General features: G+C 73.2%; 13 protein-coding genes and 1 pseudogene. 10 read left to right on the forward strand and 4 right to left on the reverse strand.

Translation table 11 applies throughout. From position 1 onward, the window contains the following. The coding region (locus tag RIF68_RS12180) for an OmpA family protein (RefSeq protein WP_309051217.1) at positions 1-225 on the forward strand (225 nt) is incomplete at its 5' end. 39 nt (positions 226-264) lie between these two features. Here the strand turns inward: RIF68_RS12180 and RIF68_RS12185 are convergent. After that, on the reverse strand, positions 265-1,200 hold the full coding sequence (locus RIF68_RS12185; protein WP_309051218.1) for a hypothetical protein: 936 nt from the start codon (positions 1,198-1,200) through the stop codon (positions 265-267). 111 nt (positions 1,201-1,311) lie between these two features. On the opposite strand from RIF68_RS12185, the gene RIF68_RS12190 reads away from it, so the two are divergent. Then, positions 1,312-1,719 carry a hypothetical protein gene (locus tag RIF68_RS12190; protein ID WP_309051219.1) on the forward strand — a complete coding sequence of 136 codons (408 nt, stop codon included), beginning with the start codon at positions 1,312-1,314 and terminating at the stop codon, positions 1,717-1,719. A 30-nt stretch (positions 1,720-1,749) separates the two neighbouring features. Then, positions 1,750-2,946 carry a mannosyltransferase family protein gene (locus RIF68_RS12195; RefSeq protein ID WP_309051220.1) on the forward strand — a complete coding sequence of 399 codons (1,197 nt, stop codon included), beginning with the start codon at positions 1,750-1,752 and terminating at the stop codon, positions 2,944-2,946. Here RIF68_RS12195 and RIF68_RS12200 read toward each other — a convergent pair. Together RIF68_RS12200 and RIF68_RS12205 are read right to left on the reverse strand one after the other, a co-directional pair. Beyond that, positions 2,918-3,307, reverse strand: a complete 390-nt coding sequence (locus tag RIF68_RS12200) for a DUF192 domain-containing protein (protein WP_309051221.1) — start codon at positions 3,305-3,307, stop codon at positions 2,918-2,920. The two genes, RIF68_RS12195 and RIF68_RS12200, sit on opposite strands and share 29 nt — an antisense overlap. Positions 3,308-3,342: 35 nt before the next feature. Beyond that, positions 3,343-3,972: a class I SAM-dependent methyltransferase gene (locus tag RIF68_RS12205; protein ID WP_309051222.1), complete on the reverse strand. Its 630-nt coding sequence runs from the start codon at positions 3,970-3,972 to the stop codon at positions 3,343-3,345. A gap of 84 nt (positions 3,973-4,056) precedes the next feature. Here RIF68_RS12205 and RIF68_RS12210 point away from each other — a divergent pair, with 84 nt between their 5' ends. Further along, a complete protein-coding gene (locus RIF68_RS12210; RefSeq protein WP_309051223.1) occupies positions 4,057-4,794 on the forward strand; it encodes an A24 family peptidase in 738 nt (245 codons plus the stop codon). 98 nt (positions 4,795-4,892) lie between these two features. Continuing rightward, positions 4,893-5,246: a helix-turn-helix domain-containing protein gene (locus RIF68_RS12215; protein WP_309051224.1), complete on the forward strand. Its 354-nt coding sequence runs from the start codon at positions 4,893-4,895 to the stop codon at positions 5,244-5,246. A 307-nt stretch (positions 5,247-5,553) separates the two neighbouring features. On the opposite strand, the gene mgrA is transcribed toward RIF68_RS12215, so the two are convergent. Next, entirely contained in the window at positions 5,554-6,591 is a 1,038-nt protein-coding gene (gene mgrA / locus RIF68_RS12220) for an L-glyceraldehyde 3-phosphate reductase (RefSeq protein WP_309051225.1), read from the reverse strand. 108 nt (positions 6,592-6,699) lie between these two features. Here mgrA and RIF68_RS12225 point away from each other — a divergent pair, with 108 nt between their 5' ends. The 5 genes and pseudogenes from RIF68_RS12225 to RIF68_RS12245 form a co-directional block, all read left to right on the forward strand. Next, the gene (locus RIF68_RS12225) at positions 6,700-7,461 is read left to right on the forward strand and encodes an isoprenyl transferase (RefSeq protein ID WP_309051226.1); all 762 of its coding nucleotides are present in this window, start codon (positions 6,700-6,702) and stop codon (positions 7,459-7,461) included. Between the two features lie 351 nt (positions 7,462-7,812). Further along, positions 7,813-9,138, forward strand: coding sequence for a PhoH family protein (locus tag RIF68_RS12230; protein WP_309051227.1), 1,326 nt, complete (start codon positions 7,813-7,815; stop codon positions 9,136-9,138). Positions 9,139-9,499: 361 nt separating this feature from the next. Continuing rightward, the gene (locus RIF68_RS12235; protein ID WP_309051228.1) at positions 9,500-10,231 is read left to right on the forward strand and encodes a transglycosylase SLT domain-containing protein; all 732 of its coding nucleotides are present in this window, start codon (positions 9,500-9,502) and stop codon (positions 10,229-10,231) included. A 112-nt stretch (positions 10,232-10,343) separates the two neighbouring features. Continuing rightward, positions 10,344-11,816, forward strand: coding sequence for an AI-2E family transporter (locus RIF68_RS12240; protein ID WP_309051229.1), 1,473 nt, complete (start codon positions 10,344-10,346; stop codon positions 11,814-11,816). Then, positions 11,813-12,074 (forward strand): annotated as a pseudogene (locus RIF68_RS12245) (hypothetical protein); the annotation flags it as partial. The gene RIF68_RS12240 and the pseudogene RIF68_RS12245, both read left to right, overlap by 4 nt.

Consider the following 12,074-nt stretch of genomic DNA (forward strand, 5'->3'; position numbering starts at 1 on the left):
TTCGGGTTCACGGACAACCTGGGGACGTACGAGCACGGGCTGAAGCTCTCCAAGGAGCGCGCGGTCGCCGTGCAGCGGGTGCTCGCGCGGCGGCTGGACCCGGGGACGTCGTACGAGATCCGCGGGTACAGCGAGGACTACCCGATCGCCGACAACCGGACGGAGGACGGCCGCAGGAAGAACCGGCGCGTCGAGATTTCCTTCCCCCGCACCGACGCCCCCTGACCCTCCCCCCGCCCCCCCTCCCCCCACCCTCCCCTCCCCTCATCGCTCCAGTGCCAGTGCCTCCCGGATCGTCGCCGTCACGCGGTCCGGGCGGGTGAAGACCTCGCGGGCCGTGAAGCGCAGCACGCGGCGGATCTCCGGACAGGACTGGAGCGCGTTGAAGCGGGCGATGTCGCGTTCGTGGGCGTGGCGGGTGCCGTGGAAGGCGTAGCCCTCGATCTCGACGGCCAGGCCGGCCGCGCGGAACAGGAAGTCCGGGTGCACCACGTGGCCGCGCGCGGTGCGGAGGGCCGGCTGTGGTTCGGGATGGAGGCCGGCGTCCGCCATCCGCAGGCGGGCGACGGTCTCGGCGGGGGAGCCGGAGGCGGGTTCGGCCAGCCGGAGCCAGGCACGGGCCGGCCGGGCGCCGGGGTGCCGGGCGGACAGGGCGGCGGCCAGGTCCTCGCGGTGGACCAGGGGTTCGCGGCGGACGCCCGCGACGGCCCGCCGGGCGAGTGCCGAGTCCGCCACCACGACCGCTTCCTCCCGGCCGCGGCAGCCTCGTATGAGGTCGGCGACCGTCCGGGCCGGGGTGGTCGTCCACAGGCCGCGGCGCAGCACCCGGTCCCGCTCGGCCGGGCGGACCGTGGTGTGGACGCGTATCCGCTCGTCGTGGGAGGCCTTCGCCGGCCAGGGGGCGGTGAAGTCCAGGAGGCCGGGGTCTGCCGGGTCGTCCGGGGGTGCCAGGACCTCGATCCGGTGCAGGAGGGCCGCCGTCCGGTGGCTGCACACCAGCTCGGGGCGGAGCAGCTGGAGCGCCCGGGCCCGCACCCGCCAGTCCACCTCCTTGCCCGGTACGGCCCAGGCGCCCCGGCAGATCCGCTGCCATTGCCCGCGGCGCAGGCAGCCCGCGAGCCGGCCGCGCGACCAGCCCGCCGCCAGCGCCCGGGCCGTCAGGAGCACCCCGCCCTGCGCGAGGATCAGCAACTCGTACATGTGCCCAACGATCCACGGAAGGGGGATACTTCGCACCCCCTGTGGAAAACCCCCTGTGGAGGAGCATTCTGGAGCGGAACGACAACAGGGACCGTCCGGAGTGGGCCGCAGATGACGTCGACGACGCCGAGTGTGCAGCTGGTCAGTGATCTCGTCGCCCGTGTCCCCGAGTTCCGGGGAGCGTACGAGTCGCACGTCTTCCTGCAGGGTGGTGTTCTGCCGCACGTCTTCTTCTGGGACGTCGTCCAGGGCACAGTCCGCTCCTTCCTCCGCGAGGGGCCGCCGCCCGAGGTGCCGCACCCGCCCCGCGCGTCGGGGACCACCGCGGCCCCCCACTGGCGCCGCACGCTCGACTTCCTGGAGGAGCAGAGCCGGCGCGGGATCCTCGGGATCGACGAGGTGATCGTCACCTCCTTCCTCGGTGACCTGCCCGCGCCGCACGAGCCGGGGCACGCCATCGTCCACCAGCTCGGACCGGTACTGTCCGCGAAGTTCGTCCGGATAAGGCCCCTCGGCTGAGCGGCCTCGGGCCCCCCGATAATCGATCGCATGCCCGACCCCCGCCGCCCCGTCGGCCCCGCGCACCCCGCCGGCCCCACCAGTCCCTCCGGTGGCACCGCGCACCCCGCCGGCCCCGCCGGCCCCACCGGCCCCCTCACCCTCACCCGCCCCGCCCTGCTCGCCGTCGGCGGCTACGCCGCCACCCGCCTCACCGGTCTCGCGGTCCTCGCGCTCGCCGCCGCCGTGACCGGCGAGGACTGGCTGCACCGGCTGCGGGGCCGCTGGGACTCCGTCTGGTACGTCCGCGTCGCGGAGAACGGCTACGGGTACGAGGCCACCCTTCCCACCGGCGCCGTCCACTCCGACCTCGCGTTCTTCCCCCTCCTGCCCGCCCTGGAACGGGGCCTGTCCGCCGCCCTCCCCCTCGACGCGGCCACCGCGGGGCTGCTCGTCTCCTGGACCGCCTCGCTCGCCGCCGCCTGGGGCCTGTACCGGTGCGGGGCCCACATCGCGGGACAGCGGACCGGGGTGCTGCTCGCCGTGCTCTGGGGCGTGTACCCGACCGCGTTCGTGCAGTCGATGGCGTACACGGAGAGCCTGTTCACCGCACTCGCCGCATGGTCGCTGTACGCGGTGCTCCGCGCGCGCTGGATCCTCGCCGGCCTGCTCTGCGCCGCCGCCGGGCTGACCCGCCCGACGGCCGTCGCGCTGATCGCCGCCCTCGGCGTCACGGCTCTCGCCGCACTCGTCCAGGACCGGCGCCTGCCGCCGCGTACCGTCGCCGGGGTCCTGATCGCCCCTCTCGGCTGGCTCGGACACGTCACGTACGTCGGCGTCCGCGAGGGTGCTCCGACCGCCTACTTCGCCGTGCAGGCGGCCTGGGGCAACTCCATCGACGGAGGGCTCGCCCTGGCCCGCTTCATCGCCGGCCTGCCGTGGCCCGCCGCCTTCGGCCTGGCCGCCGCCCTGGTGCTCCTCGGCGGCCTGGTGGCGCTCTGCGTCCGGCAGCGGCAGCCGCTGCCCCTGCTCGTGTACACGGTCGGCGTGGTCGTCGTCTCCCTGATCGGAGCCGCGTACTTCGGCTCCCGGCCGCGTCTGATGATGCCCGCGTTCGGGCTGCTGCTGCCGCCGGCCGCCGCGCTGGCCCGCCTCCGGCCCCGAACCGCCGTACCGGTCCTCGCCGTTCTCGCCCTCGCCTCGGCCGCGTACGGTGCCTTCACCCTGCTCGGTTCCGGCCCTCCGTGAGCCGCACCGCCACCCGCACGCCGGGCCGCACCCCCCACTCCGCCATCGCGCCCGCCTCCGTCTCCAGGACGTGCCGGGCGCGCGGGCGGATCAGGCCGAGCCTGCCCGGCCGCATCGTCACCACCGACAGCACGCGGAACGACCGGTCCAGGTAGGCCACGTCGATGGCGAAGCGCATCCCGAAGGTGTGCACGCTGTTCGTCGGGGTGATCAGCATCGCTCCCCCGATCCCGTCCCGCCCGAGCAGGCCGCGCCTGCGCGCCCGGTACGAGGCCGCGATCTCCAACGGCACCTCCGGTGACCCGCCCGGCACGACCAGCACCCCTGACCCGTCCCGCCACGGCGCCCGCCTCCACCACATGCGCCCTCCCCGCCCACGCCGGTCCGACGACACCCCTAGGCCCGGCGAGCCAGTACGTGCGTGTCGAGGAAGCCGCGCTCGGAGGCCGGGTCGTGGAGCAGGCGGGCGAAGGGGACGAGCCCCGCCCCGGTCAGCAGGCCGGCGAAACGGTCCACCGGCCAGCTGTAGGCGGGCGTCACCTTGTGGTCGAAGCGGACCGGCTCCGGTCCCTCCGTCCCGAAGAACGAGGCCATGAGCAGACCGCCCGGCGCCAGGACCCGCACCTGCTCGGCGAGCAGCGCGGGCAGCTCGGCGGGCGGTGTGTGGATCATCGAGTAGTGGGCGAGGACGCCGCCGAGCGCGCCGTCCGGCACCGGCAGATCCTCCATCGGCGCCACGTCGAACCGCGGCCCCGGATGCGCCCGCCGCGCGTGGTCGACCATGCCGGGGGAGAGGTCGACGCCGAAGGCGTCGAGGCCCAGGCCGCGCAGCAGGGCCGTCACGTGCCCCGGCCCGCAGCCCACGTCGGCCACCCGGAGGTTACCCGTACCGCGCACCAGCTCGGCGAAGGTGCCGATCATGGCCCGTGCGAACGGCTGCGTCTCCAGCCCGTCGGCGAACAGCGACGCGTACAGCTCGACGACCCCGTCGTAGGCCGCCCTGGTCTCGTCCCGGTGCTCCACCACGGCACGACGCTAACACCCGAACCCCCGCCCCCTGCCCGGCCCTTCCACCCCACGCCCCGGCGCACTCCCCCTAGGGTCTGGCAGGTGTACGCCACGCTGATCACCCTCGCCGCCCTGTGGGGCGCGGTCGCCGGGATGCTCGTCCCCCGTGCCGCGTACCGGCTCGCCGTGCCCCCCGGTGACCCCTGGCGGGACAGCTGCCCCGCCGGGCACGTCCTCGCCGGCCCGGCACGCGGCTGGCTCGGCGGCCCCGGGCGGGCGGCCTGCGCGACCACCCGGGCGCCCCTCGCCGCGCCCCTGGTCACCGCCCTCGTCTGTGCCGCGCTCGCCGCGGCGACCGGTGGACCGCGCCCCGAGCTCGCGGTGTGGCTGCTGGCCGCGCCCTTCGCGGTCCTCCTCGCCTCGGTCGACACGCGGGTGCACCGGCTGCCGGACGGACTGACCCTGCCGCTGGCCGCCGCCGTGCCGCTGCTCCTGGGAGTTGCCGAACTCCTGCCGTACGACTCCGGCTCCTGGACGCACGCGCTGCTCGGCGGCCTCGGCCTCGGCGGCGCCTATCTGGTCCTTCATCTCCTCAGCCCGCGGGGGCTCGGCTTCGGTGACGTGAAGCTGTCCGTGCCCCTGGGCACGGCGCTCGGCTGGTACGGCTGGGGCGTCCTCTTCGCCGGCGCTTTCCTGGGCTTCCTGCTGGGCGCGGTGTACGGCGGAGGGCTCGTCCTGCTCCGCCGGGCCGGGCGTTCCTCGGCGATCCCCTTCGGCCCCTTCATGCTCGCGGGCGGTCTTCTCGGGCTGCTCCTCGGCGCGTTCACCGCCCTGCCCTGAAGGGTCCGCTCCTGGCGGAAGGCGGAACTCGGGGCACCCCTTCGGACGTACCGTTGTCAGGCACCGGGACCGAGCGGCTGGGAGTAGGGGAGTTGGCGATGGCCAAGGGAAAGAGCATGTACGGCTGCGGCCTCGACGCGGCCGTCGACGTGGTCGGCGGCAAGTGGAAGCCCCTCATCCTGTGGGCGCTGCACGCCCACGCCCCGGTCCGTTTCGGGGAGCTGCGCCGCCTGGTCGCGGGGGTCAGCGAGAAGATGCTGATCCAGCAGCTGCGCGAGCTGGAGGCGGACGGCATCGTGCACCGGGAGATCTACCGGGAGGTGCCGCCCCGGGTGGAGTACTCCCTGACGGAGCTCGGCGAGGCGCTGAACACGGCGCTGCTGCCGCTGGGGGAGTGGGGCGACCGCTTCATGGCGGAGATCGTCGCCCGCAAGGCGGCACAGGCCGCCTGATCTGCCCGGGGCCGCCCCGGACCACGCAGCGCGTCAACGCGGCTACGGTCCGGGGCGGTCCCCCGTGGGAGGGACGGAACCCCGCCGCCACGCCGGGGCGCAAACCCGCCACCAGGGCCCGGAACCCTTGTCCCGTCTGGGATCGGGGGAATCGGTGGCCATTCCTTCGGCGCGCGTTGCGCGCAGCACGAGTAATGAAGGGTTATGGTGGAAACCCCCCCTCGGGCCGGTCCGTATCCCCCCCACGGACCGGCCCGTTTTCTGTTCCCGCGCCCCCGCAGCCGGTCGCCGGCGCGCGCGTGGCGCGTCAGCCCCGCCCGGCCCAGATGTTCGTGCCCTCGGTGTCGATCGCGAACGAGTCGATCTCCTTGAGCTCCTCGGCGGTGAGCGGGGCACCGGCCAGGGCCGCCACGTTCTCCTCCAGCTGGGCGACGCTGGACGCGCCGATCAGCGCCGACGTCATCCGCTCGTCCCGCAGCACCCACGACAGCGCCAGCTGCGCCAGGGACTGCCCGCGCCGCTCGGCGATGTCCGCCAGGCCGCGCAGCCGCCGCAGCACCTCGTCGGAGAGCAGGCCCGGGTCGAGGGACTTGCCCTGGGTGGCCCGCGAGCCCTCCGGGATGCCCTTCAGGTACTTGTTCGTCAGCAGGCCCTGCGCCAGCGGCACGAAGGCGATGCAGCCCATCCCGGCCGCCTCGAGGGTGTCGAGCAGGCCGTCCTCCTCCGTCCAGCGGTTGATCATCGAATACGACGGCTGGTGGATGAGGGCCGGGACGCCCATCTCCTTCAGGATCCGCGCCGCCTCGGCGGTCTGCTCGCCGGTGTACGACGAGACGCCCACGTACAGCGCCTTGCCCTGCTGCACGGCGGAGGCGAGCGCCCCCATCGTCTCCTCCAGCGGGGTGTCCGGGTCGAAGCGGTGCGAGTAGAAGATGTCGACGTGGTCGAGACCCATGCGCTTCAGCGAGGCGTCGAGCGAGGACATCAGGTACTTGCGGGAGCCCCACTCGCCGTACGGCCCCGGGTGCATCAGATAGCCGGCCTTCGTCGAGACGATCAGCTCGTCCCGGTAGGGCGCGAAGTCCTGGGCGAAGATCTTGCCGAAGTTCAGCTCGGCGGAGCCGGGCGGCGGCCCGTAGTTGTTCGCCAGGTCGAAGTGGGTGACCCCGAGGTCGAAGGCGCGGCGCAGGATCGCCCGCTGGGAGTCGAGCGTGCGGTCGTCGCCGAAGTTGTGCCACAGGCCGAGCGAGATCGCCGGGAGCTTGAGACCGCTGCGGCCGGTGCGGCGGTACTCCATCGTGTCGTAGCGGTCCGCGGAGGCGCGGTAGAGGGGGGAATCAGTCACGTATCTCTGCTTATCACGGACTTGTGACAGTCCCTGGCTGGGAGCCCGTCGCCCGTGCGCAGTAGTGTGGCGGCTTGCGGACCGCCGCCCATGGAGGGGTAAAGAACAGTGAACCTGCGCGACCTGGTGTACGGGCTCTACGCACGCCGGGTGGAAGGCCGACTCGACCATGCCCAGGTGCCCAAGCACATCGGGGTCATCCTGGACGGGAACCGCCGCTGGGCCAAGGCCTCCGGCGGCACGCCCGAGCAGGGTCACAAGGCCGGCGCCGACAAGATCCAGGAGCTGCTCGGCTGGTGCGCCGAGACGGACGTCGAGGTCGTCACCCTCTGGATGCTCTCCACGGACAACCTGAACCGGCCCGAGGAGCAGCTCGTCCCCCTGCTCGCCATCATCGAGGACGCGGTGCGCTCGCTCGCCGCCGACGGCCGGTGGCGGGTGCACCACGTGGGCACGCTCGACCTGCTGCCCGCCCGGACCCAGTCCGTGCTGAAGGAGGCGCAGGAGGCCACCCGCGACAACACCGGGATACTGGTGAACGTGGCCGTGGGCTACGGCGGCCGCCAGGAGATCGCCGACGCGGTCCGCTCGCTGCTCCTGGAGCACGCCGACCGGGGCACCAGCTTCGAGGAGCTGGCCGAGATCGTCGACGTCGAGCACATCTCCGAGCACCTCTACACGCGCGGTCAGCCCGACCCGGACCTGGTCATCCGCACCAGCGGCGAGCAGCGCCTGTCCGGCTTCATGCTGTGGCAGAGCGCCCACTCGGAGTACTACTTCTGCGAGGTCCACTGGCCGGCCTTCCGCAAGGTCGACTTCCTGCGGGCGCTGCGCGACTACGCCGCCCGGCACCGCCGTTACGGCACCTGAGGCCCACCGCCCCCGCCGGTTCACGCCGACCGCCCCCGCGCCCGTGGCCCGGCTCCTCCGGCCCGGCACCCCGCGACGTGAACCGGTCACCGCACGTTCATGAACACGCCGCCGGGCGCGTCGGCATGGCGGCGTCCGTTCAAGGGCATAACCCGGGTGAAGTGAGCGGCACGGAGACCGCCACCCGGGAGGCCCCTTGCACCAGGACGACCGTGCGGGACACGTACGGAAGAAGCGGAGGGCCGGTGCCCGGCCCGCGCATCGCGGCCTGAACCCGGTCCCATTCCGCAGCGACACCGGTTCCGTCGCACCCCGACCTCAAACGGGTCGTCAGAGGGGGTCTGTCCTTCCGTGGTGACCAGCACGAAGCGCCGCCTTGCAGACCGGCGCACCTATGTTCTCGACACCAGCGTCCTGCTGGCCGACCCCAAGGCCGTGACCCGCTTCGACGAGCACGAGGTCGTGCTCCCGATCGTCGTGGTGACGGAGCTTGAGGCCAAGAGGCACCACCCCGAGCTCGGCTACTTCGCCCGGCAGGCGCTGCGCCTGCTCGATGACTTCCGGGTGCGGTACGGACGCCTCGACGCCCCCCTCCCCATCGGGGACCTGGGCGGCACCCTGCGTGTCGAACTCAACCACTCCGACCCCGGTGTCCTGCCCGCCGGCTACCGGCTCGGGGACAACGACTCCCGCATCCTGGCGGTCGCGCGCAACCTCCAGGCCGAGGGGTTCGACGTCACCGTCGTCTCCAAGGACCTGCCGCTGCGCATCAAGGCCTCCTCGGTCGGACTCCTCGCCGAGGAGTACCGGGCCGAACTGGCCGTCACGGACGCCAACGGCTGGACCGGGATGTCCGAGCTCGCGCTGTCGGCCGAGCAGATCGACCTGCTGTACGACCAGGAGCGGCTGTACGTGCCGGAGGCCGCCGAGCTGCCGGTGCACACCGGCCTCGTCCTCCAGTCCGAGCGCGGCAAGGCCCTCGGCCGGGTCACGCCCGACGGGAACGTACGGCTGGTCCGCGGCGACCGGGAGGCCTTCGGCATCCGGGGCCGCAGCGCCGAGCAGCGGATCGCGCTCGATCTGCTCCTCGACCCGGACGTCGGCATCATCTCGATGGGCGGCCGGGCCGGTACGGGCAAGTCGGCGCTCGCGCTCTGCGCGGGCCTGGAGGCGGTCCTGGAGCGCCGTCAGCACCAGAAGGTGATGGTCTTCCGTCCGCTGTACGCGGTCGGCGGCCAGGACCTCGGCTATCTGCCCGGCAGCGAGTCCGAGAAGATGAGCCCCTGGGCGCAGGCGGTCTTCGACACCCTGTCCGCGGTCGCCGGGCGCGAGGTCATCGAGGAGGTCCTCGGCCGCGGCATGCTGGAGGTCCTGCCCCTCACCCACATCCGGGGCCGCTCGCTCCACGACGCCTTCGTCATCGTGGACGAGGCCCAGTCCCTGGAACGGAACGTCCTGCTGACCGTTCTGTCCCGGATCGGGGCGAATTCCCGGGTGGTGCTGACCCACGACGTGGCCCAGCGCGACAACCTGCGGGTCGGGCGGTACGACGGAGTCGTCGCCGTGGTCGAGAAACTGAAGGGGCATCCGCTGTTCGCGCACGTCACGCTCACCCGGTCCGAGCGCTCCCAGATCGCCGCCCTCGTGACCGAAATGCTGGAGGACGTGCAGATCTGACCCGTACGCACCTCACCGAGGGCGCCGCCCGGCAAAGCGCAGGAGCTTAGCCGGGCGGCGCTCCGCTGTCCGCCACATCCTCCAAATCACCTGCGGCCGCCCGGGTGTGAGCTTTCACACGCCGCACGGAATTGCCTTGCGGCGTCGCCGTCCGGCAGAGTCTTGCTTCCGTCAGGCCCCGCATACGGCACACGTGCATCCTCAGGGACGCAGCAGCACACAACTCAACAACCGTCCGCCGTATGCCGCCCACAGCACCACGGGCCCGTGTCTTCAGTGACCCGTTACGTCGAAGACCAGCGCCAGGGGCACGATTTCGCCCGCGTGGTCACCTGTGCGGGCGATGCTGGAAGGAAACCGTGTGAGCCGGATCTCGGTCCGGGGATTCGCAGTGGCCTCGGCCACCGCGGTCACCACCGTCGGCGCCGTCGTCGGCGTCGCCTCGGGCAACGCCGCCCAGCCCTCGGGCGACAACTTCGAGGCCACCGCGGCCGACACCACCCTCCTCGCGGACATTCCCGCCGGCGAGCAGGCCCAGGTACAGGTCTCCTCCCTCACGGAGCAGGCCGACGTCCAGGCCGCCGCCGCCGACGCCTCCGCGCGCAAGTCCGCCGAAGAGGCCGCCCGCCTCCAGGCGGCGAAGGACGCCGAGGCGAAGAAGAAGGCGGCCGACAAGGCCGAGCAGGAGCGCAAGGAGGCCGAGGAGCGGGCCGAGCGCGAGAAGCGGGAGGCCGAGGAGCGCGCCAGCCGCGACGCCGCCCGCGACCTGTCGAGCTTCTCCGCGCCCGCCCAGGGCTCCTACTCCATCGCCGAGGTGAAGGCGATCGCCCGTCAGATCATCCCGGCCTCGCAGTTCCAGTGCTTCAGCAACATCGTGGACCACGAGTCCGGCTGGAACTACCGCGCCACGAACCCCTCTTCCGGCGCCTACGGCCTCGTCCAGGCCCTCCCCGGCCACAAGATGTCCTCGGCCGGCGCGGACTGGCAGACCAACCCCGCCACCCAGATCAAGTGGGGCCTCAGCTACATGGACGGCCGCTACGGCAGCCCCTGCGGCGCCTGGTCCTTCTGGCAGGCCAACCGCTGGTACTAGACGGTACCCGGGTGTCCTGATCAATCCCGTCGAGCCCCTCGCCGTCCTCCGGTGAGGGGCTTCGTGCGTGTAGGTTCGCGGTGAACAGCCGGCGGGGGGGAAGAGGAACAAGATGTCGAGAGTGCCACGGTGGCTGGGACGGCTGGGCGAAGGCCTGAGCCGGATGGGCGCGCGCCTGGACGAGCGCAGGGCCGAGGCCGAGCGGGAGGACCCGATCGGCCCGCCGTACGGGACCGGGAACGCCCCCGCCGCCCGGGAGCCGGCCGCGTCCCCGGGGCGCGAGGAGCAGGAGACCGGCGGCGAGTCCTCCGGCGGGCAGACGCTCACCGTGCCCCCGCCCCCCGACTACGCCCCGGCCGTCGCCGCCCGGCCCGAGCCGGTCGACGCGATCCCGTGGGGCATGCGGGTGGCCGCCGAGGCGGGCTGGCGGCTCCTCGTCCTCGCGGGCACCGTCTGGGTCCTGATGAAGGTCATCAGCTCCGTCCGGCTCGTCGTCCTCGCCTTCGTCGCCGCCCTTCTCGTCACCGCCCTGCTCCAGCCGACCGTGGCCATGCTGCGCCGCCGCGGCCTGCCGCGGGGCCTGGCCACCGCCGTCACCGCCGTCTCCGGCTTCGTCGTGATGGGCCTGGTCGGCTGGTTCGTGGTCTGGCAGGTGATGGACAACATCGACAACCTGACCGACCGGGTCAGGGACGGCATCGAGGAGCTCAAGCGCTGGCTCCTCGACAGCCCGTTCCACGTGACCGAGCGGCAGATCAACGACATCGCCAAGAACCTCAGCGACACCATCGGCGCCAACGCCGAACAGATCACCTCCGCCGGCCTCCAGGGCGTCACCGTGATCGTCGAGGCGATGACCGGCATCCTGCTCGCCATGTTCTCCACCCTCTTCCTGCTCTACGACGGGAAGAAGGTCTGGCAGTGGGTACTGGGGCTCGTCCCGGCCCAGGCCCGCCCCGGCGTCGCGGGCGCCGGCCCGCGCGCCTGGCGCACCCTCACCGCCTATGTGCGCGGCACGGTCCTCGTCGCCCTCATCGACGCCGTCTTCATCGGCCTCGGCCTCTGGTTCCTGGAAGTGCCGATGGCGGTGCCGCTCGCCGTCTTCATCTTCCTCTTCGCCTTCATCCCGCTCGTCGGCGCCGTCGTCTCCGGCGCCCTCGCCTGCGTCGTCGCCCTCGTCACCAACGGCGTCTTCACCGCCCTGATGGTGCTCGTCGTCGTCCTCGCCGTGCAGCAGATCGAGGGCCACGTGCTCCAGCCCTTCATCCTCGGCCGCGCGGTCCGGGTCCACCCGCTCGCCGTGGTGCTCGCCGTCGCCGCCGGCGGCCTCACCGCCGGCATCGGCGGCGCCGTCGTCGCCGTCCCGCTGGTCGCCGTCGCCAACACCGTGGTCGGCTACCTCCGCGCGTGGAGCACCGAACAGGCCCTGCGCGCCGCACCCGAGCCGCGCGGTGCGACCGCCTTCGAAGTGGCGCCCACCCCGGCACCCACGCCCACGCCCGCCCCGGCTCCCGCGCCCGCCACGCCCCCGGCCCCCGGCGAGACGCCGCCGGGCGGGACCCCGCCGCCGAAGGGCGACGCGTGATCTCCGAACCCGAGCTGGACGGCGGCTCCGGCTTCGCCGGCCCCGGTCCGCTCACCGAGACCCCGCCACCGCCCCGGCCCGCCGGACGCCGCAGCCCCTGGCTGTGGGCGCTCGGCGGCGCGCTGGCGGCCTCGGTGGTGTGGGGCGCCGGGCTCCACACGTACGAACAGCGGAAGGACGCCGGTCCGGACCTGGGCGGGTACAAGCCTGTCGGGGACCTCTGCGCGGTGGCCGATCTTCCAGCGCTCGAGGGCGCCC

The organism is Streptomyces sp., assembly GCF_031178505.1.
In the GTDB taxonomy this organism is placed as follows: domain Bacteria; phylum Actinomycetota; class Actinomycetes; order Streptomycetales; family Streptomycetaceae; genus Streptomyces; species Streptomyces gulbargensis.